At 45.0% G+C, this 20433-nt stretch carries 19 protein-coding genes; 13 read left to right on the forward strand and 6 right to left on the reverse strand.

Annotation, left to right across the window (positions count from 1 at the left end; all coding sequences use genetic code 11):
• Nucleotides 1-25 precede the first annotated feature (25 nt).
• Nucleotides 26-937 (reverse strand): PLP-dependent cysteine synthase family protein, encoded by a 912-nt coding sequence (locus tag ABF487_RS07525; protein WP_415633215.1) that lies wholly within the window; start codon nt 935-937, stop codon nt 26-28.
• A gap of 62 nt (nt 938-999) precedes the next feature.
• Here ABF487_RS07525 and ABF487_RS07530 point away from each other — a divergent pair, with 62 nt between their 5' ends.
• From ABF487_RS07530 to ABF487_RS07540, 3 genes are all read left to right on the forward strand, one after another.
• Nucleotides 1000-1158, forward strand: coding sequence for a hypothetical protein (locus tag ABF487_RS07530; RefSeq protein ID WP_415634939.1), 159 nt, complete (start codon nt 1000-1002; stop codon nt 1156-1158).
• A gap of 72 nt (nt 1159-1230) precedes the next feature.
• On the forward strand, nt 1231-2412 hold the full coding sequence (locus ABF487_RS07535; RefSeq protein ID WP_415633214.1) for a serine hydrolase domain-containing protein: 1182 nt from the start codon (nt 1231-1233) through the stop codon (nt 2410-2412).
• Nucleotides 2413-2646: 234 nt separating this feature from the next.
• On the forward strand, nt 2647-4407 hold the full coding sequence (locus ABF487_RS07540; RefSeq protein WP_415626085.1) for a thiamine pyrophosphate-binding protein: 1761 nt from the start codon (nt 2647-2649) through the stop codon (nt 4405-4407).
• A 78-nt stretch (nt 4408-4485) separates the two neighbouring features.
• On the opposite strand, the gene ABF487_RS07545 is transcribed toward ABF487_RS07540, so the two are convergent.
• The gene (locus tag ABF487_RS07545; RefSeq protein ID WP_415633212.1) at nt 4486-5415 is read right to left on the reverse strand and encodes an L-lactate dehydrogenase; all 930 of its coding nucleotides are present in this window, start codon (nt 5413-5415) and stop codon (nt 4486-4488) included.
• A 234-nt stretch (nt 5416-5649) separates the two neighbouring features.
• Between ABF487_RS07545 and ABF487_RS07550 the strand changes: the two genes are divergently transcribed.
• From ABF487_RS07550 to secA, 4 genes are all read left to right on the forward strand, one after another.
• Nucleotides 5650-7011: an FAD-dependent oxidoreductase gene (locus ABF487_RS07550; protein ID WP_415634940.1), complete on the forward strand. Its 1362-nt coding sequence runs from the start codon at nt 5650-5652 to the stop codon at nt 7009-7011.
• Between the two features lie 76 nt (nt 7012-7087).
• Nucleotides 7088-8389: a DEAD/DEAH box helicase gene (locus ABF487_RS07555; protein ID WP_415626124.1), complete on the forward strand. Its 1302-nt coding sequence runs from the start codon at nt 7088-7090 to the stop codon at nt 8387-8389.
• On the forward strand, nt 8379-9062 hold the full coding sequence (locus ABF487_RS07560) for a ComF family protein (RefSeq protein WP_415634941.1): 684 nt from the start codon (nt 8379-8381) through the stop codon (nt 9060-9062). Before ABF487_RS07555 ends, ABF487_RS07560 begins: the two co-directional genes overlap by 11 nt.
• 69 nt (nt 9063-9131) lie before the next feature.
• Nucleotides 9132-11501 (forward strand): preprotein translocase subunit SecA, encoded by a 2370-nt coding sequence (gene secA, locus ABF487_RS07565; protein WP_415626089.1) that lies wholly within the window; start codon nt 9132-9134, stop codon nt 11499-11501.
• 24 nt (nt 11502-11525) lie between these two features.
• On the opposite strand, the gene ABF487_RS07570 is transcribed toward secA, so the two are convergent.
• From ABF487_RS07570 to ABF487_RS07580, 3 genes are all read right to left on the reverse strand, one after another.
• Complete coding sequence (locus tag ABF487_RS07570; protein WP_007746006.1) at nt 11526-11807, reverse strand: hypothetical protein; 282 nt, start codon at nt 11805-11807, stop codon at nt 11526-11528.
• Between the two features lie 276 nt (nt 11808-12083).
• Entirely contained in the window at nt 12084-12719 is a 636-nt protein-coding gene (locus tag ABF487_RS07575) for a YigZ family protein (RefSeq protein WP_415633562.1), read from the reverse strand.
• Nucleotides 12716-14005, reverse strand: coding sequence for a replication-associated recombination protein A (locus tag ABF487_RS07580; protein WP_415634942.1), 1290 nt, complete (start codon nt 14003-14005; stop codon nt 12716-12718). Before ABF487_RS07580 ends, ABF487_RS07575 begins: the two co-directional genes overlap by 4 nt.
• Before the next feature lie 237 nt (nt 14006-14242).
• Here ABF487_RS07580 and rpsL point away from each other — a divergent pair, with 237 nt between their 5' ends.
• From rpsL to ribF, 5 genes are all read left to right on the forward strand, one after another.
• Nucleotides 14243-14656 carry a 30S ribosomal protein S12 gene (gene rpsL / locus ABF487_RS07585; RefSeq protein ID WP_007746010.1) on the forward strand — a complete coding sequence of 138 codons (414 nt, stop codon included), beginning with the start codon at nt 14243-14245 and terminating at the stop codon, nt 14654-14656.
• 12 nt (nt 14657-14668) lie between these two features.
• Nucleotides 14669-15139, forward strand: a complete 471-nt coding sequence (gene rpsG / locus ABF487_RS07590; protein WP_007746011.1) for a 30S ribosomal protein S7 — start codon at nt 14669-14671, stop codon at nt 15137-15139.
• 14 nt (nt 15140-15153) lie between these two features.
• The gene (fusA, locus tag ABF487_RS07595; protein WP_263779226.1) at nt 15154-17265 is read left to right on the forward strand and encodes an elongation factor G; all 2112 of its coding nucleotides are present in this window, start codon (nt 15154-15156) and stop codon (nt 17263-17265) included.
• Between the two features lie 112 nt (nt 17266-17377).
• Entirely contained in the window at nt 17378-18274 is an 897-nt protein-coding gene (gene truB / locus ABF487_RS07600; RefSeq protein WP_415626093.1) for a tRNA pseudouridine(55) synthase TruB, read from the forward strand.
• Nucleotides 18261-19226: a riboflavin biosynthesis protein RibF gene (gene ribF / locus ABF487_RS07605; protein ID WP_415626094.1), complete on the forward strand. Its 966-nt coding sequence runs from the start codon at nt 18261-18263 to the stop codon at nt 19224-19226. The genes truB and ribF overlap by 14 nt, the downstream gene beginning before the upstream one ends.
• Here the strand turns inward: ribF and ABF487_RS07610 are convergent, their stop codons facing one another.
• A complete protein-coding gene (locus ABF487_RS07610) occupies nt 19227-19757 on the reverse strand; it encodes a GNAT family N-acetyltransferase (protein ID WP_415626095.1) in 531 nt (176 codons plus the stop codon).
• A gap of 92 nt (nt 19758-19849) precedes the next feature.
• Here ABF487_RS07610 and grpE point away from each other — a divergent pair, with 92 nt between their 5' ends.
• Complete coding sequence (grpE, locus tag ABF487_RS07615) at nt 19850-20431, forward strand: nucleotide exchange factor GrpE (RefSeq protein ID WP_415634943.1); 582 nt, start codon at nt 19850-19852, stop codon at nt 20429-20431.
• Nucleotides 20432-20433: the final 2 nt, after the last annotated feature.

A 20433-nucleotide genomic window follows, 5' to 3' on the forward strand; every position in this document is an offset into this window, starting at 1 on the left:
AAGTCATTCTCCTAAAAATAAGCATTTAATCGTAAATGTGTTTGCTGAGGTAACGCTCGCTTGAATCCGGAAAAACAGTCACGATCGTTGATTTTTCCGGTAAGCCTTCGGCTAACTGCAGACTGGCTGCCAAGGCTGCTCCGCTAGAACTGCCGGCAAACAGGCCCATGTTTTTTGCCAGCCAATCGACATATTGAAAGGCTGTATCGTCAGAAATTGTCTTGACTTGGTCAACATGGATCTGTTTGAAAAAAGGCGGAACAAATTCAACGCCAATGCCTTCGATCCGGTGGGGATGCTCGGGTCCGCCGTTTAAAATCGAGCCTTCGGGTTCGACTGTGACAGCTTTCATGGCCGGATATTTTTCCTGCAGTGCCCGTGTTGTACCGACAAAAGTGCCGCCACTGCCAGATCCGGCGACAAAGGCATCAATTTGCTGATTACCCAGGTCTTGAATAATTTCCGGCCCCAAAGTCCGGTAATAAACGTCTGGATTGGCTGGATTTTGAAATTGCAGCGGCACATAAGAATTCGCAATTTGCTCATGCAAAGCCTGAGCTTTTTTTATGGCGCCCGTAATCCCTTGTTCTGCGGGTGTATTAATGACTTGGGCGCCTAAGGCCCGCATCAGTACCTGTTTTTCAAAACTGAATTTTTCCGGCACGACTAATTTAACCGGCAGCTGGTACTGCTGAGCGGCTAAAGCGACGCCGATGCCTGTATTTCCGGCCGTGGGTTCAATAATCGTTGTGTTTTCTTTGATAGCACCAATTGCTCTGCCGCGCTGGATGAGGGCCATGCCTAAACGGTCTTTGACGCTGCCGCCGGGATTGAACATTTCTAATTTGGCGTAAATTCGGCTGTGTTTCGGCACCTGGATATTGATCTTTAAAAGTGGTGTCCGGCCGATTAATTGGTACACATTATCTACTAGCATTTTTAGCTCCTACTAAATTTCTTCAAAATAAAAGACGCAGATTCTTTTTCGGAATTTGCGTCTTGATAACTGATTCTTTGATTATTTTATTGGCTAAAAGTTATAAACAACAATTTTCAGGACAACAAGAAACAACGAATCGCTCAAGACGCGATCCGCAGCAGCTGACCATGGATAAAGTTGTTTTGTTAGATAATAACATGCTGGTTAATTTCACTTGACATCTTATCGGAATGATGAGGGCTTGTCAATAGGGTTCACTGCCGTCAAAAAGTTTTGTTAAGATACTCAATGTGTTTGTTAATCCGAAAACAACTAGGTCTCAGCGTTCAATGATGCATGTTTCCTTATCTGAATTAACGTCTGTATTTTTTAGCCTGCTGCTTTCTTTTGCATCTTGCTATGTCATGACCGGAAAGGCTGCCAGAACCGTTTTTGCCAGCCAGCCGCGAAATTCGTTTAGCCAAACGACCGTCAAGGGGAGCAGCGGGCTTTACGAAGAACAGCTGGCTGCGATTCAACAATTGGTTCAATCGCAGCATATGCAAGGAGAATTATTGGTGAGCAATCATGGGCGGTCCGGCCTGCAGTCAATGGCTTTTGGCCAGGCTGATAATCTTGCTAAGACACCGAATAGTTTAGACGGCCTGTTCCCAATTGCTTCTTTGCAAAAAGCTGTAACAGCTTTGATTGTTGGCCGTCTGATAGACCAAGGCAGGCTCAATCTCAAAGACAGGCTAAGCGATTTTTATCCCTCGATTCCTTTTTCTAGTCAGATCACGATTGAGATGCTTTTGGAACACAAATCTGGTATTTGGATGGGGGAAACGCGTCCAAACGCCCTTTTGACTGACGAAAGCCAGCAGATTGCGTTTTGCCTGAGCCGCCTTGTCTCGACAGGACGATTCTACTGGCATTATACGGATGCCAATTATATTCTGCTGGCTGGCATTATTGCACAGCGGACACAGCAAACATATTCTCAGAATGTGATTGAAGATTTGATTCGTCCTTTGCATCTGCAACATACTTTTTTCTGGAATCGGTTGCCTGCCAATACAGCTTTGGTAAAACCGGCCGGTATCAGCAGCCAAGGACAGGCCGGCTGGCAGCGGTCGCGCGACTTGTTGTTGTCCAGTGATCTTGGGGCGGGCGATATGTATGCCAATGTTTTTGATTACTACAAAATATTGGACGCGATTCTGCAATCCAAACTGTTATCGCCTGAAACAACAGCCTCGCTGCTGCCGAATCGTTTTGTGAAGTATCGTGCCGGACTGTATTATGGTGCTTCTGGCCATTTTTATGCGCATGGTGCTGACAATGGTTTTTATTTGCTGGTTGATATTTCGCCAGACGCACAAAAACTCGCTATTTTCTTTATTAATCAAGGCAATTGGCAGCGCGCAAAGGTAATTAACCAACAAGTTTTCAACAACTTATCGACTGAATCTATTTATCGTTTGAAACGCTGAATTTTAGCCTTTTCAAAAATTTTTCTGTTACAAAGTGCACATTATTGACAGCGCTTACATATGAGCTATACTTTTCCATGTCATTGGAGATGTGTTTGAAAATAGCACAAGCTGTTTTCCAAGTTACCAATTTTTAAATACCTCGCATTGACCGCTTTGCCGTTCTAACTGACGGCTATCTGCTTTGAAATTGGCAGAATATGATATTTTATTTTTTTTAATAAGGAGATAAGTATGACAAAAATGATTGCTGGCCAAGCACTGATCAAGACTTTGGAAGATTGGGGCGTGGACCACGTTTACGGTATTCCGGGCGGTTCGATTAACCATACGGTCGAAGGGCTCTTTCTCGAAAAAGCCAGTGTCAAGTATATTCAGGTACGCCATGAAGAAGTAGGTGCCATCGCGGCTTCGGCTGATGCTAAATATACAGGTAAAATTGGTGTTGCGTTTGGTTCTGCCGGCCCTGGTGCAACGCATCTATTCAACGGCCTTTACGATGCAAAAATGGATCACGTGCCTTTGTTGGCTTTGGTTGGTCAAGTACCCCAAGCAACAATGAATACGAACTATTTCCAAGAATTCGATGAAGTACCCATGTTTAGCGATGTGGCCGTTTACAATCGGACAATCACGACCGCCGAACAGATTCCCTATGTGATTAATCAGGCGATTCGCGAGGCTTATCGGCAAAAGGGTGTTGCAGTCGTTGTGATTCCTGAAAATCTAGCTGAAGCCGAGATTGATTACGAGCCGGCCAAGACGCCGAAAGTGGTTGCCAATAATTTTTCTCAGACAGTCGATCCTAAAGCGATCACGGATACGCTTGCCATGATTAAAGCAGCCAAACACCCTCTGATTTATGCTGGCCGTGGTTTGCTGGGCGCACGAGATGTTTTGGAAAAGTTTTCTGAGCAATTCTCGATCCCGGTTATCAACACAGTTCCGGCTACAGGCGTCATTAGCACAGATCACCCTAATTCCATCGGTACTTTTGGCCGCTTGGGAAGCAAGTCTGGGTTTGAAGCCTTGCAGCACGCGGATTTAATCCTCTTTTTGGGATCGGAATTTCCATTCGCGCGTTTCTGGCCGAAAAATATTAAGATTATTCAAGTTAACAACAATCCCTTTGATATTGGTAAAACGGTTGATGTCGATTATGCCGTTATTTCCGATGCCAAAAGCTATCTGCAGGATTTGATTGCGACAGGTGAGACACTGCCTGAAGGCGTTTGGCTGAAAGCTAATCGCGAAAACCGGAAAAATTGGTTGACTTGGCTTGATGATCTCGCTGAAGATGACAGTCATGGCTTAAACCCGGAGACGGTAATGAAAAAAGTTGCTGAAATCTCCGGGCCGAAAGACACATTTGGCGTTGATACGGGAAATGTGTCTGAATGGGGTGTCCGCGGCGTTCCGATGAACCACGAGCAGCGTTTTGCCATCTCTGGATTGTTTGCCACGATGGGATTTGGCCTGCCTGCTGGTCTTGCAGGGGCTTTGAGTGTGCCGGACAGCCAGGCCTGGTCATTTTCAGGGGATGGCGGTTTTGCAATGGTTGCCCCTGACTTGATCACAGAGGTTCGTTATCAGCTGCCTGTCATCAATGTGGTCTTTTCAAATCAGCGTTTTGGTTTTATTTACCATGAGCAGGTCCAGACCAAGCAGCATTTTTATGGTGTTGATTTGACTGATGCCGACTGGGCCAAGGTTGCTGAAGGTTTTGGCGCGATCGGTTTCACTGTTAAAACAATTGCTGATGTTGCAAAAACATTTGCTGAAATTCAAAAACTGCAGGCTGCCGGCAATAAAAAGCCGATCGTTGTTAACGCGGTCATTCAATCAGATGATCCGATTCCGACCGACTTTATGCCTCTAGATCCTGAACTTTATGATCAAAAAATGATTGATCAATATGCAACCGCCTTCCATATTGATCCGAAAAAGCAGCCTTCACTGGGCGCACTTCTTCGTGCACAAGGCGATACTTTATAAAATAGCGGCATCTTCATTGGACCAAACAAAAACCGGTTAACGTTCTCACGAATCAAACGCTGACCGGTTTTTACTTGCTTATTTTGTGTTCATTGTTTCGTTATACTTCGACTTGATAAAGTTAGCAGAAACTTGCAGCTTGTCCAGCTCGTCTTGAGTCAGATCCAATTGAAGTTGAGCCACGATGCCATCGCGTCCAACGATTGCCGGGTAGGAAAGATAAGATCCGTATTCAGCACGGTAGTTAGAGACCGGCAATTCTGTCAAAGCGTTACTCATGATGACAGAATAAAGCCTTGTGGCAGCACTGGCAATGCCATAATTCGTGTATTTCTTTCCGCGAAAGACTGTAAAACCGCCATGTTTGGCTTCATCGTTAATAGCATCCAAATCCAAATGGCTTTTTTCAGCGATACCGAGGATCGGCTTGCCCAATACGCGGACAGTTGACCAAGCTGTGAATTGCGAGTTACCGTGTTCGCCTAAGTTATAGCCAACAACGGAACGTGGATCGATTTTCAGGCTTTTGGCAACAGACCGTTTCATGCGAGATGAATCCAGCAGGGTACCAGTGCCAAGAACATGATTTTTCGGCAGCCCGGTTACTTGCTGATAAATAGACGTAATTACGTCAACAGGGTTGGTAATCGTGATAATTAAGCCCTTGAAACCGGAATTTTTGATTTCGTTAGCAACACCGATCACTTCTTGACTGGTGAAAGGCAGCTCTGCAAAACGGTCGTCATTTTTGTTGTCTTGCAAACTGATTTTGCCCAATGACGAAATAATAATATCTGTATCCTCCAACTGGCTGTAATCGTTCACAAAAATATTTGTATGATATGGCAGATTTGCCATAGCATCTTCAAAATCCAGCGCATCTGCTTGGACTTTGGCTTCATTCGTATCAATCAAGACCAAATCATCAGCCAATCCGCCGGCAACGATCTGATGAGCGACCGTTGAACCGACATGACCAACGCCGATGATTGCAAGTTTACGTGACATATGACCTCCTAGTTAATTTTTTCACTTATTTTTTTGTAAGTAGTATTAAACTAACACTTTTAATCGCTTGGTTAAAGGCTTTTTGGGAGTTTTTTCAAACTTGTGCTTTTAGCAGGCCGGAGTTAAAATGTTTGCGCTTTCATTATGACTATGAGAAAATTGACCTGCGTTGGGAAAACGCACACAAACGAAGATATAACAAATCGTTAAGCGATTTTGTTGAGGAGCATCGCTATGAAAGTAATCGTAATTGGCAGTACGCATGCCGGAACGACAGTTGTTGAACAGATACTTGCAGACCACCCCGAAACAAAAGTAACTGTTTATGAGCGCCATGATAATGTGTCGTTTTTGTCTTGCGGCATTGCCTTATATTTGGGCGGTGAGATTAAAGATCCGCAAGGACTTTTTTATTCAAGCCCGGAAGCTTTGACTGAACTTGGTGCAGATATGAAACTGCGGCACGATGTCTTGGCTGTCGATAACAGTCAGCATACCGTCACAGTTAAAAACCTGCAGACCGGCGAAGTCTTTCAGGACCATTATGATAAATTGGTCGTTGCTACAGGCTCTTGGCCAATTGTGCCGCCAATTGACGGTATTGATCATCCAGATATTTATTTGTGCAAAAACTGGGAACATGCCCAAGTGCTCTGGGAAAAGGCTAAGGATGCCAAGAGAATTGTCGTGATCGGCGGCGGCTACATCGGGACTGAATTGGTCGAAGCCTTCAATAAGACCGGCCATGAAGTCACACTGATTGACGGCCTGCCAAGGATTTTAAATAAATATTTTGATTCCGCAATCACGGATCTTGTTGAAGAAGATTTCAAAGCACGTGGCATTCGACTAGCGCTTGGCCAAATGGTGAAGTCTTTTTCTGACAATGGCGAAGAAGTTGTTGTCGAAACAAATCAAGGCCGTTATGCAGCTGACATGGTGATTCTGTGTGTTGGCTTTCGACCAAATACCGCTTTGGTCAAAGGGTTGGTCGACATGAATCAAGACGGCTCGATTGTCACAAATGCTTACATGCAGACATCGGATCCCGACATTTATGCAGCTGGGGATGCTGCGGCTGTCCACTATAATCCAAGCGGCCGCCAAGCCTATATTCCACTAGCAACTAATGCTGTTCGCCAAGGCATTCTGGCAGGAATTAATTTGTTTGGCAACAGTAAAAAAGACATGGGTACTCAATCTACGTCGGGCCTGATGCTGTTTGATAAAACAATTGTATCTTCCGGCATGACTTGGGAATTGGCCTCAGCGCTGAACATTCCTGCTGCTTTTGTTATCTTAGAGGATAATTATCGGCCAGAATTTATGCCGTCAACGACACCTGTCTTAATGGAATTAGTCTACAATCCAGAGAACCGGCGCATTCTAGGCGCACAGTTGATGAGTGATTATGACGTCTCACAGTCGGCTAATACGATCTCTGCGATGATTCAAAATCAGAATACGATTGATGATCTGGCTTTTCTCGATATGCTGTTCCAGCCGCAATTCGACCGTCCTTTCCATTATTTGAATCTTTTAGGACAGGCAGCTGTTGCTGACGCCGACAAAAAGACGCCTGTTGACATGACTTAATTTAAGATAAATCTTCCGAAACTGGGAGATTTTTTTGTCTACGGCGTTTTTTTGCGTACTAAAGATTGTGACAGATATTTCAGATTATTATGGCCGTTTATGTTTGAAATCGCGTTTTGATTCAGCAGAGGACGCTAAAATCCAAGTTCTACCGCCTTTTGATAAACAGGGACATTGTTATCGCTGCGGCCAAAAAAAACACGCTGATTTACCCAATGGCGAATTTTTCTGTACAGTTTGTCTGCAGATGGGTCGCAATAGCAGTTTGGCCTGTTTTCACTGGGCCAAAGAACCTGCAGCTGATGTCCGAAATGGTCAAAGCTGGCTGACTTGGCAGGGAACTTTAACTAGTAAACAGCAGCAGGTCGCTTCTGAAATTATTGAGTCAATTGATTCAGGGCAGGACAGGCTGGTCTGGGCGGTGACAGGCGCAGGCAAGACGGAAATGATCTTTCCGGCTATTAACCACGCTTTAAAGCAAGGCAAACGAGTTGCCATGGTTTCACCGCGGATTGATGTCATTTTAGAACTAGCTCCGCGCCTGCGGTCTGCCTTTTCGGACTTGGATCTCCTGCTTTTATATGGTGATACACCCGAAAAATATCATTATACAAAGCTTGTTCTGGCGACAACTCATCAACTGCTAAAGTTCAAAGAAGCCTTTGATCTGCTGATTATAGACGAGGTTGATTCTTTTCCTTTTCGCGGCGACCCGATGCTGGCTTTTGCCGCTGAAAAAGCTAAAAAACATCAGTCCTCGACGGTTTACCTAACAGCGACACCGACTGCACAACTGATCAAAGATTATCGTCAAAAACAGCTGCCCGCTTCTTTTCTGCCTCTGCGTTTTCATGGCCACTTATTGCCAGTTTTAACTTTTACTCGGATCGGCGATTGGCGCAAACAATTAACCAAGGGTCGTCTGCCCAAGAAATTAGTTGATCAAATTCTGCTTTACGCAGGCAGCGGCCAGCGTTTTCTATTGTTTTTGCCGCGGGTGAAAGATTTAGCACCGGTTTTAAAAGCGATTAGCAAGATTACTGATATTAAAGGCTTGGCCGTACATGCAGCCGACCCGCAACGCAAGGAAAAAGTGCAGCAGATGCGGGATAAAAGCGTGCAGTTTCTTGTCACAACGACGATTTTAGAACGCGGTGTGACTTTTCCTGGTATTGATGTGTTAATTCTTGGTGCTGATGATGAGATTTTTTCGACCAATGCAATTGTACAGATTGCCGGCCGTGTTGGGCGCAACAATGATCGCCCAACAGGCCTCGTGCTAGCTTTTATAGAAGAACAGACGCGTGTTTTGAAGGCAGCGGCTGCTCAGATTGTTTTCATGAATCGGAAAGGCCAGGCACAGCGCGATGGCCAGTAATCGTTGTCTGCTTTGCGGCAACACGTATCAGGCTAATAGCAGCTTTTCAGACTGGCTATTTGGAAACAGCGTGATTGACCCGCTATGTTCGCCATGTAAAAACCGCTGTCAATATGTTAAGGGATCAATTTGTCAAGACTGCGGCCGTCCCAATCAGGCTGAATTGTGCACTGATTGCCGGATCTGGCGGACAAAATACAATTTTGTTTTAACCAATCGCGCGCTTTTAAGTTACGACAGTTTTCTCAAAGATTTTATGCATCAATATAAGTTTGTTGGTGATTATCGCCTTCGAAGCGCGTTCTCTTCAGAACTCAAAGAGAAATTCGGCAAACAAATCTCACAATCAGAATTAGTCATACCGGTCCCGGTCAGCCGTCAAACGATGCGCGAACGCGGATTCAATCAGGTAACGGGGCTATTTACATTCGCTGAAAAAAAGATGCGAAGCGATATCTTGTGCGTGGCCGATAAAGCACAGACTTCAAAACTAGGCCGTCGTGATCGTTTGAACAAAGACAATCTATTTTTCTTGAAAAGCAAAGACTGTGTTGGCCGTGAGATTACCCTACTGGATGACGTTTACACAACAGGGACGATGCTGCATCAGGCTGCAGCTTGTTTATATGAAGCTGGCGCTAAGAAAATATCAACGATCAGCCTAGCGCGTTAGGATAATCAGCCAAGTCTTGCTATAATATTTATCAGTGAAATTGTGCCAATTTTTGGCAGGGGGGCAAGTTTGGTAAATCCAGTTAGAAAAATAATTGAAAATCCAAAACGCCAGTTACGCAAATACGAGCATTTGGCTGATTTGACAGAGGCCTATGCTGATCGGATGGCAGCTTTGTCCGATCAGCAGCTGCAGGCTAAGACAACGGAATTCAAGCAGCGGCTGGCTTCCGGGGAGACGTTGGATCAGCTCTTGCCAGAGGCTTTTGCAGTTGTGCGCGAAGCTGACAAACGTGTTTTGGGTCTTTATCCCTTTAGAGTTCAGATCATCGGCGGTGCCGTCCTTCACGGCGGCAACATTGCTGAAATGAAGACTGGTGAAGGAAAGACGCTGACAGCCACGATGCCGGTTTATTTGAATGCTTTGCCGGCTCAAGGCGTGCACGTTGTCACGGTCAACGAATACTTAACACAATATCAAGCTGAAGAAATGGGACAAGTTTATAAGTGGCTCGGCTTGACGATCGGTGTCAATTTAAACGATATGTCGCCAGAAGAAAAACGTGCCGCTTTTGCCTGCGACATCACTTATACGACCAATTCTGCGATTGGTTTTGATTATCTGCGTGATAATATGGCACAGTCTTTGGACGAGCGTGTCATTCGTTCTTTGAATTATGTTCTGATCGATGAGGCTGATTCGATTTTGATTGATTCGGCTAGAACACCTCTGATTATCGGTGGCTCATCTGATAATGTAAATCTGCTTTACCAGCGTGCCGATCGTTTTGTCAAGACTCTGGACGAAGGCGAAAATCAGGATTACACAGTCGACGAAGAACAAAAGACTGCCATGCTGACGAATCAAGGTATTCACAAGGCCGAAGTATTTTTCAACACGGACAATCTGTATGGGGACGATAACGTTGCCTTAGCTCACTTTATTGAGACGGCCTTGCGGGCCAACTATTCCTTCTTCCGTGATAAGGATTATGTTGTTCGTGATGGCGAAGTTAAGTTAATTGATCAGTTTACTGGCCGTATCTCTGAAGGGACACGTATGTCAGACGGCCTGCACCAAGCTTTTGAAGCTAAAGAAGGCGTTCAGATTCAAGGCGAAGGTACGACGCTGGCTTCAATCACACTGCAGAATTTCTTTAGAATGTATAAGAAAATTTCCGGCATGACCGGTACAGCTAAGACTGAAGAAGAAGAGCTGAAAGAGATCTATAACATGGATGTCGTTCAGATTCCGACCAACGAACCAGTCCGTCGTGTTGATGAACCAGATGTTCTGTATTTTAGTTTGAAAGGCAAGTTTAAGGCTGTTGTTGATGAGATTGAGCGTTTGCATGCTAAAGGACAGCCTGTTCTTGTTGGGACTGTGTCAGTCGATACTTCAGAGCTGCTTTCTCAGATGCTTGTTAAAAAAGGTATTCAGCATAATGTGCTGAATGCGAAAAATAACGCTCGGGAAGCCGAAATTGTTGCTCAAGCCGGCCAGCGCGGTGCTGTGACGATTGCGACCAACATGGCCGGTCGTGGTACTGATATTAAATTAGGTCCCGGCATTGCGCAATTAGGTGGTTTGGCTGTCATCGGTACTGAACGTCACGAATCCCGTCGAATTGATAATCAGCTGCGTGGCCGTTCCGGCCGTCAGGGGGATCCAGGATTTTCCCGTTTCTATTTGAGTTTGGAAGATGATTTGATGGTTCGTTTCGGTGCCGACCGTATCAAGAAATTGATGCAGCGCATGAACATGGATGATGATGACTCAGTTGTTAAAAATCCGATGATTTCACGTTCTGTCGAATCCGCCCAGCGGCGTGTTGAAGGCAATAACTACGATACACGTAAACAAGTGCTCCAATATGATGACGTCATGCGCCAGCAGCGTGAAATCATCTATGATGAAAGAACTCAGATTATGAAGTCCACTGAATCTTTGAAGGGGATTTTCCTGCCAATGGTCTATCGGACGATTGACCGCGTGGTAAATGCTCATACGACTGGTGCCGAAAAAGATTGGGATTTGCTGGCGATTGTTGATTTTGTTGATAATGCTTTGGATAACGAAGGCCAAGTTACGGTACCTGATTTGAATGGCAAAACAGCTGACCAGATTAAGCATTTGCTATATGAACTGGCTAACCGTGAATTCTTTGCTAAGCAGGATACACTGACCGATAAGACGCAGATGGTCAATTTTGAAAAGACGATCATGCTGCGTGCCATTGATCAGCATTGGATGCAGCATATTGATGATATGGATCGTCTGCGCCAATCTGTCATGGTGCGTTCTTATGGCCAGTACAACCCATTAATCGAGTATCAGACAGCTGCTTTCAGTACTTATAACAAGATGATCGATGATATCGAATATGATGCCACCCGTCTCTTCATGAAAGCCCAGATTCGCCAGAATTTGCGGTCATAAAAAAAGAAGCCTTAGGGCTTCTTTTTATTTTGGCGTATTGATTAATTTATTTAGTTGATAGAGAAAAACCCAGGCAAATATCATACTGGCAATTGCCGTCAATAGCAGCAGGATACGATTGTTAGTTAAAACGCCAGCGATAGCCACGAGTGCTAAGAGAAGCAAGGGGATACCATTATGCAAGGTGATTTTTTTGATCTGTGGAAACTGTTCAACATCCCAAATGAATAATTTTTTCTGCTGACTAACCAGATAACCGCCCAAAGCCAAATCGATGCATACGAGAATAATACCAACAATAATCATAACTTTGATTCTACATTTTCAGATAAAAAAAAGCACCCGTCCATAGACGAATGCCGCACCGATGCTGCCGTTAGCCGGCTTGCAGATTTTGACCCCTAATTGAAAAGTGGGAACTAAGTTCATGCTGCAGGTTTCCAAGTGAAAAGGCCTGCCTTGGACAATCACCGCTGTTCCCGGGTCAGTAGTTGTAAGGCAAAAACTGATAGTTAAGTCAGACGCGTACAGCTAAGCACGTGTTCTATTATATCAGCTTGTTGGACAAATGTTTTCTCAGAACTAGTGCTTGATCGGCGTGGGGGACAAAATTTCAGCTATTTTTTTAATACCTATTCTAGCCGAAAACAAATTGATCAGTTCCTCTTGAAAACGGCTGCTGTCTGCCGTCGGGATCAATAAAATGACGTTAACCTGTTGACCATAATCGCTTTTAGTTATTTCAGCGTGATGCTGCTGGATAAAATATTGCAAACGATCCAAAGATGCATAATCAGCTGTAACAGCTAGCTTGTCTTGCAGCACTAACTGAAAAATCTTTGTCTGTTCAACGACTTTGGCAGCAGCTCCTGAATAAGCGCGAATCAAGCCGCCGGCACCTAATTTAATCCCGCCAAAATAACGCGTCACGGTGATTAACACATTCACTAAATTATTTTTCGCAATAACATCCAAAACGGGTTTGCCGGCTGTGCCGCTGGGTTCACCGTTGTCGCTTTCCTTTTGGGTTTCTGATTTTAAGCCTAATGTATAGGCGAAGACGAAATGGTTGGCTTCTCGATTGTTCTGCTGTACATTTGCAATTGCATTTTTAGCTGTTTCTTCACTTTCAATCGGAAAGATTTCGGCTATAAAACGTGATTTCTTTTCGATGAGTTCAAAACTATTGTGGCTTGTGACCGTCAGCAGTTCCGTCACTGTTTCAGACCCTTGCTTTGGCTTTCCTTTAAGCGCTTATAGGTATCAAACAGTCCTTGTTCGAATTTGGAATTGCCTTTAGCTTGGAAAAACTGCTGGTTTTTGATCTTATCAGGCAAGTATTGTTGGGCCACCCAGTCATTGGGAAAATCATGCGGATAGAGGTAATCGATTTGTTCGTCTTTGGATTTGCCCCAATTACGTGTGTTTTTCAGATGAATCGGCACATCGCCAGTGCTGCTGCTTTCAATTTTTTCCATCGCCTGGTTAATCGCCATGTAAGCGGAATTTGATTTAGGCGACAAGGCCAGCTCGATAACCGCGTTTGCCAAAGGGATGCGCGCTTCGGGAAGACCCAATTGCAAGGCCGCAGTTACGGCTTGGACGGCGTGTGCAGCTGCATTGGGGTTAGCCAAGCCGATATCTTCATAGGCGATAACTAGTAGGCGTCTGGCTGCGATGGCCAAGTCGCCGGCTTCTAAAATTCGACCTAAATAATAAATGCCGGCATCCGCGTCCGAACCTCGTATTGATTTTTGAAAGGCCGAAATGACATCGTAATGGGCATCACCGTTTTTATCACCTGACATTGATTTGCGTTGGATCGTTTCTTCGATGATTGGCAGAGTGATGTGAATTTCTTTCTTATCGCCAACGGGCTTAGTTGAAAGCACAGCTAGTTCCAAACCATTGAGCGAGCTTCGCAGATCACCGTCTGTGGCGGTAGCCAATTGGTTTTCAGCGTCAGGATCCAATTTAACATTATAATTGCCCAGGCCCCTTTGTTTATCGGTCAAAGCACGATCGACGGCCTTTTTGATGTCGTCTTCAGACAAAGGCTGGACTTGGAAAATCTGGCAGCGGGAGCGGATGGCCGGCGTGACAGATAAATAAGGATTTTCTGTAGTCGCACCGATTAAAATAATTCGTCCAGATTCCAGATGGGGCAGCAGAAAATCTTGTTTCGTCTTGTCCAAACGATGAATTTCGTCCAATAAAAGGACGACCGATCCAGACATTTTGCCCTCTTCGGCCACTTCCTGCAATTCTTTTTTGCCATCTGTGGCAGCATTTAAAATTCGAAAGGAGAGGTCTGTAGAACCGGCAATCGCCGAAGCAATAGAAGTCTTTCCAGTCCCAGGAGCGCCATATAATATCATAGAAGACAGACGGTGTGCTTGTACCATGCGCCAGATAATTTTACCTGGTCCGATCAAATGCTGCTGGCCGACAACATCTTCGATTTTTTCCGGCCGCATGCGATAGGCCAATGGTTGTGTATTCATAGCTCTATTTTAGTGGAAATGGGCCATTATGAAAAATTTGCGGTCTGCTATGTTTAATGGAAACAAACGGTTGACGGCTGAAGGCCGGGTGTTATATACTAGTTCCGTGCTTTCTTGCGCTTTTGTGCGGTTTAAAGCATTTTTTAAAGTCCAAATTAGGACACGCCTGGTACTGTGGACAGGCACTTAAAAAAGCAAGAAATACCCAGTATTATTCAATTATTTTAGGAGAAATATATGCCAACTATTAACCAATTAGTTCGCAAGCCTCGTAAGCCCAAGACATTCAAGTCTAAGGTCCCAGCTTTGAACTTTGGATATAACTCAATGTCCAAAAAGCAAACTAGAAATACTGCGCCGCAAAAGCGCGGTGTTGCGACACGTGTCGGAACCATGTCGCCAAAAAAGCCGAACTCTGCTTTGCGTAAGTACGCTCGTGTTCGTCTTTCCAACCAGTATGAAGTGACAGCTTACATTCCAGGAATCGGCCACAACCTTCAGGAACACTCTGTTGTTCTGATCCGTGGCGGACGTGTTAAGGATCTTCCTGGTGTCCGTTATCATATTATTCGTGGTGCCCTTGATACTGCCGGAGTTGACGGCCGTATGAATGGACGCTCTAAATACGGCGCAAAGCGTCCAAAGAAGTAAAGGAGTAGACCAATGCCTAGAAAAGCTTATACAAAGCAACAAGAAGTGTTGCCAGATCCAATTTATAATTCAAAACTTGTTAGTCGTTTGATCAACAAGTTAATGCTTGATGGAAAGCGCGGTACGGCCTCATCGATTCTTTACAAATCTTTTGAGCGTATCCAAGCTGAGACTGGTAACGACCCAGTCGAAGTTTTCCAGCAAGCTATGGAAAATGTGATGCCTGTCTTGGAAGTTAAAGCACGCCGTGTCGGCGGTTCTAACTATCAAGTACCTATCGAAGTTCGTCCAGAAAGGCGTACGACCTTAGGACTTCGCTGGATTGTGCAGTATGCGCGTTTGCGTTCTGAGCGGACCATGGAAGAGCGTTTATCCAAAGAAATTTTAGATGCCGCCAACGGCACCGGTGCTTCAGTCAAGAAGCGCGATGACACGCATAAAATGGCCGAGGCGAACCGTGCCTTTGCCCATTATCGTTGGTAATAAAAGGAGATAATATGGCTGCTACTCGCGAATTCCCTCTAGAGAGGACCCGCAATATTGGGATCATGGCTCATATCGATGCCGGTAAGACGACAACGACCGAGCGTATCCTTTATTACACGGGTAAAATTCATAAAATTGGTGAAACCCATGATGGTGCTTCACAGATGGACTTCATGGATCAGGAAAAGGAACGTGGTATCACGATTCAATCCGCTGCCACGACTGCCATTTGGCATGGTTTCCACGAACAATGGAAGGATACGCCTTACCGTGTCAACATTATCGATACACCAGGACACGTGGACTTCACGATTGAAGTTGAACGTTCTCTGCGTGTTTTGGATGGTGCGATCGCTGTTTTGGATGGTGCGGCCGGTGTTGAACCACAGACTGAAACAGTTTGGCGGCAGGCAACGACTTATTCGGTACCGCGTCTTGTGTTTGTTAACAAAATGGACAAATTGGGTGCCGATTTTCAGATGTCTGTTGATTCCTTAAAGGAACGCCTGGATGTTAATGCCAAAGCTATTCAGTGGCCAATCGGTGCCGAAGATGATTTCGCTGGTGTGATTGATCTAATCGAGCGTCAAGCCTGGTATCCGGATGATAAATTGGGAACGGAGTGGGAGACCCGCCCAATTCCTGATGATTTGAAGGATCTAGTTGAAGAAAAGCGTGAAGAGTTAATTGAAGCGGTTGCTGATGTTGATGATGAATTGATGGAGAAGTACCTTGGCGAGGAAACAATTTCTGTTGCCGATCTGAAAGCTGCTATCCGTCGCGCCACTTTGGCTTTGAAGTTCTATCCAGTACTTGCTGGTTCTGCTTATAAAGATAAGGGTGTTCAGCTGATGCTGGATGCGGTGGTTGACTATTTGCCATCACCATTGGAAGTCCGTCCTTATACGGCGACTGATCCTGAAACGGGCAAAGAAGTCGACTTAATCGCCGATGATAAGAAGCCTTTCGCTGCTTTAGCCTTTAAGATTATGACTGACCCTTATGTCGGCCGTTTGACTTTCTTGCGTGTCTACACAGGAACTTTGAAGTCTGGTTCTTATGTGCAAAATACGACCAAAGATACGCGTGAACGTGTCGGCCGTCTGTTGCAGATGCATGCCATTACCCGTACTGAGATTGATGAGGTCTTTTCCGGTGATATTGCTGCTGCAATTGGTTTGAAGTCAACATCTACCGGAGATTCACTTACGGCTGTTGACCATCCGCTGGTTCTTGAATCAATGGACTTCCCTGACCCCGTTATCCAAATGGCTGTTGAGCCAAAGACAAAGGCTGATCAGGAAAAGATGGCTGAGGCCCTGCAGAAGCTTTCTGAAGAAGATCCTTCCTTCCATGCCGAGACTAATCCAGAGACTGGTCAAACATTGATTTCTGGTATGGGTGAACTGCACTTGGACATTATGGTTGACCGTATGCGTCGTGAGTTCAATGTTGATGTCAATGTTGGTACGCCGCAGGTTGCTTACCGTGAGGCCTTTACAAAGACTGTTCAGGCGCAAGGCAAGTACATCCGCCAGTCTGGTGGTAAAGGTCAGTATGGTGATGTTTGGATCGAATTTGGTCCTAATGACGAAGGCAAGGGCTTTGAATTTGATAATGCCATTGTCGGTGGTGTTGTGCCGCGTGAATACATTCCAGCTGTCGAACAAGGTTTGAAAGAAGCCATGCAGTCTGGTCCTTTGGCCGGCTATCCATTGGTTGATTTGAAAGCCAAGCTCTATGATGGAAGTTACCATGAAGTCGATTCTTCTGAAGCTGCCTTTAAGATTGCTGCCTCCATGTCTTTGCGTGAAGCAGCCAAGACTGCCGGTGCTGTAATTCTTGAACCGATTATGAAGGTTTCGATTGTGACACCAACTGACAATCTGGGTGATGTGATGGGTCATGTTTCAGCTCGTCGCGGCATGATTGAAGACCAGGAAACACACGGCAATTCAGTGACCGTGACCGCTAAAGTGCCTTTGGCCGAAATGTTCGGTTATACAACGACTTTGCGTTCAGCAACTCAAGGACGTGGTGTTTTCCAGATGTTCTTCGACCATTACGAAGCTGTACCTCGTAATGTGCAAGAAGATATCATTAAGAATGCCGGAAAAGAATAACTTTTTCCAAATTAAAAGCGGGATTGATTCCCGCTTTTTTCTTTGGCTGAATTCGCTTTTGAAGTAATATTGTATCGTAGATCATTTTTAGATCATCAAGGAGAAAGACCGCGTGTACAACGGAATTGTTTTAATCGATAAACCTGCCGGCATGACGAGCTTTGATGTCGTTTCAAAAATGCGGCAGGTTTTTCATCAGAAACAAGTTGGGCATACTGGGACTTTAGATCCCTCGGTCACTGGGCTGTTAGTCATTGTTTTGGGAAAAGCGACTAAATTGATCGATTTTCTTCAGCAATCTGAAAAACAATATCATGCTGATATGATTTTGGGTATCAAGACCGACACACAGGATCTTGATGGCCAGATTATTGAGACGCTGCCAATTAAAAAGCCAATCAGCGAGCTGAAACTGCAACAGACTCTGACTACTTTTCTTGGGCAAAATCTCCAGGTGCCGCCCATGTATTCAGCGATTAAAGTCAATGGCAAAAGACTTTACGATCTTGCTAGAAAAGGGCAGACTGTTGAACGGAAGGCTCGAAGTATTACGATCAGCCAGCTCGACCAGATTGGCGCGTCGCATTTTGATCAAGGCGCTGGCCGGCAGTACCTGAGTTTTACGGCAACTGTTTCAAAAGGGACTTATATTCGAACGCTGGTCGAAGATATTGGTGCCAGCATGGCTGTACCGGCCGTGATGAAAAAATTGCGTCGGCTAGCTGCCGATGGTTATCGTGTTGATCAAGCTGTGCCGCTAGAAGAATTATTGAAAAATCCGTCTCCGGATCAATTCGTTATCCCCCTGGAAAAGTTGTTAAAACAGCTGCCAATGGTGGCAATTAAGCAGGCTGATTGGCAATTAGTCCAGCATGGTGCTTGGCTAAGGGACTTGGAAACGGATGCGCCGCTTGTTAGAATTTTTTATGATCAATCCATGCAGGCAATTTATAAAAAGGATCAAGGCCTGTACCGGCCTGAAAAAATGCTGCTTCATGAAAGTCATTAATTTACAATTTCCCAATATTTATCAATCGGACCAAGATCATCAATTTGTTTTAGCGGTGGGTTATTTTGATGGGCTTCATTTGGGCCACCAGGCCGTTATTCGGCGTGCTCAGCAAATTGCCGAGCAGAGATCTTTGAAACTGGCTGTGCTGACCTATCGACAATCGCCTGCTAGTTTTTATCAGGACGATGCTAGTTTAAAAGCACCAATTCTGCCATTACCGGAAAAATTGAAAAAGTTTGCCGAGATGCAAGTTGATACAGTTTTTCTGATTGATTATAGTTTGGCTTTCGGTCAACAACCCGCGCAGACTTATGTCGATCATTACCTTGCAAAAATGGGCCTGGCGGTGCTTGTTGCTGGTTTCGATCATACATACGGGTCAGTCAAAGAAAAGGCTGATATGGCTCATTTACCCATTTATGCGAAGAAGCGCTTTGAGATAGTCTCGGTCTCCGAACAAGATGACGCTGACGGTAAGATTTCATCCACGCGTATTCGCTCTTTGATCCAATCCGGTAAAGTCAGTGATGCAAACCGGCTCTTGGGATATGATTATCGGACGATCGGGCGAGTTGTTTTAGGCAATCAAATCGGCCGGACCTTGGGTTTTCCGACCGCGAACCAGCAGTTAATTGAGCCGCAGCTGCTTCCAAAAGCCGCTGTTTATGCCGTCAGAGTGAAGATTTTGACTGGGCAGTTTGCAGGGAAAATGCTGAACGGCATGGCTTCGATCGGGCATAACGTGACTTTCGGAGACAATAATCCGATGACAGTCGAAATCAATTTATTTGATTTTTATGGCAATATCTACGATGAAACGATTGCAGTTGATTGGATTGATTATGTCCGCGACCAGCAAAAGTTCGATTCGGTCAGAGGGCTAGTCGACAAACTGCACGAGGATCAATCTGTGATCAAAAAAATTCTGGCCGCTAATTCGCCAGTCTGATCAGGGGCGCAAGATCAGCTGATAGGCAAAACGCGCGTTATCCTGATAATCTTGAACGCGAATAATGCCGCGTTTTTCAAAGGCAAATTTGGCAGCTAAATGCTGCATGGCATAATTCAAACGATGAGTATCGAAACGGACCTGATCAAATCCAAGCCGTTCAGACTCTTTAATTAATAAGTCAAAAAAGGAATTTGCCAGATGCTGGCCGGAGAATTGATCGGAAATGGCAATCCGATGTATTGTTGTATAATGCAAATTGTTTGCCTCCCGCCAACTGCCATCTTCGATTTCGGCATAACTGGGTTCAGCTTCCTGCATCAGGGCAGCGATACCAGCTATCTGGCTATCGACAAGCAGGACATAGGACCAATTTTTGGCAATATCATGTTTGAAAGAATCTTCATTGGGGTATCCGCCTTGCCATTGGGGAGATCCAGCAGCTTTCAAACGTGCTTTGGCTTGATTAATAATTTGCATAACTTCTGGCAGATCGGCCAGTTTTGTTAATCTGATAGATAACTTAGGCATGATTCTCGATTATAGCAAAAAAAATGTTTGACCAATCTTGACTATTTGACCAATATTGTTTATTATTTTCAGGTACGAATTGAGGTGAACTTTTGGTAGAAAAGAAGAAATCACAAGCTAAGAATCAAGAGAAATCCGCGAGCGAAGAAGAAATCGAGCGGGCCGTCAAAGGGTCTAAGGAAGAGCCTAAGACAGAGGCAGCCGCTAAAGAGGCAGCTCAGCCGGCTAAAAAAGAGGCACCAGCTGCTGACTATGAGGACAAATTTTATCGTGCAGAAGCAGAGCTGCAGAATGTTCAGCAGCGATTTAGCAAGGAACGTGCGACGATGCTGAAGTATGAAGGACAAGATTTGGCAAAAAGTATTCTGCCCGCACTTGATAATCTAGAACGCGCTTTAGCTAATGATGGTGATGACCAGGGATCTAAAGAGATCCGCCGCGGCGTTGAGCTTACCTATAAATCTTTGAGCAATGCGCTGCGCGATAACGGCATCACAGAGATTGGCAAGAGTGGTGACCAGTTCGATCCAAAACTTCACAACGCGATTCAAAAGACACCGATTGATGATCCGGAAAAACAGAAAGCCGATACGATTGCAGTTGTTTTGCAAAGGGGATATCAATTGCATGACCGGGTTTTGCGTCCGGCAATGGTTAGTGTTTATACAAAATAAGG

It is taken from the genome of Oenococcus sp., assembly GCF_047725585.1.
GTDB lineage: Bacteria > Bacillota > Bacilli > Lactobacillales > Lactobacillaceae > Oenococcus > Oenococcus kitaharae_A.

What these genes read in the sequence shown, in the direction of transcription:
- ABF487_RS07540 (WP_415626085.1), top strand. Translation starts at nt 2,647, where the DNA reads ATGACAAAAATGATTGCTGGCCAAGCACTGATCAAGACTTTGGAAGAT.
- ribF (WP_415626094.1), top strand. Translation starts at nt 18,261, where the DNA reads ATGAAAGTCATTAATTTACAATTTCCCAATATTTATCAATCGGACCAA.
- ABF487_RS07580 (WP_415634942.1), bottom strand. Translation starts at nt 14,005, where the DNA reads ATGAATACACAACCATTGGCCTATCGCATGCGGCCGGAAAAAATCGAA.
- ABF487_RS07610 (WP_415626095.1), bottom strand. Translation starts at nt 19,757, where the DNA reads ATGCCTAAGTTATCTATCAGATTAACAAAACTGGCCGATCTGCCAGAA.
- fusA (WP_263779226.1), top strand. Translation starts at nt 15,154, where the DNA reads ATGGCTGCTACTCGCGAATTCCCTCTAGAGAGGACCCGCAATATTGGG.
- ABF487_RS07570 (WP_007746006.1), bottom strand. Translation starts at nt 11,807, where the DNA reads ATGATTATTGTTGGTATTATTCTCGTATGCATCGATTTGGCTTTGGGC.
- ABF487_RS07545 (WP_415633212.1), bottom strand. Translation starts at nt 5,415, where the DNA reads ATGTCACGTAAACTTGCAATCATCGGCGTTGGTCATGTCGGTTCAACG.
- rpsL (WP_007746010.1), top strand. Translation starts at nt 14,243, where the DNA reads ATGCCAACTATTAACCAATTAGTTCGCAAGCCTCGTAAGCCCAAGACA.
- ABF487_RS07525 (WP_415633215.1), bottom strand. Translation starts at nt 937, where the DNA reads ATGCTAGTAGATAATGTGTACCAATTAATCGGCCGGACACCACTTTTA.
- ABF487_RS07550 (WP_415634940.1), top strand. Translation starts at nt 5,650, where the DNA reads ATGAAAGTAATCGTAATTGGCAGTACGCATGCCGGAACGACAGTTGTT.
- ABF487_RS07560 (WP_415634941.1), top strand. Translation starts at nt 8,379, where the DNA reads ATGGCCAGTAATCGTTGTCTGCTTTGCGGCAACACGTATCAGGCTAAT.
- rpsG (WP_007746011.1), top strand. Translation starts at nt 14,669, where the DNA reads ATGCCTAGAAAAGCTTATACAAAGCAACAAGAAGTGTTGCCAGATCCA.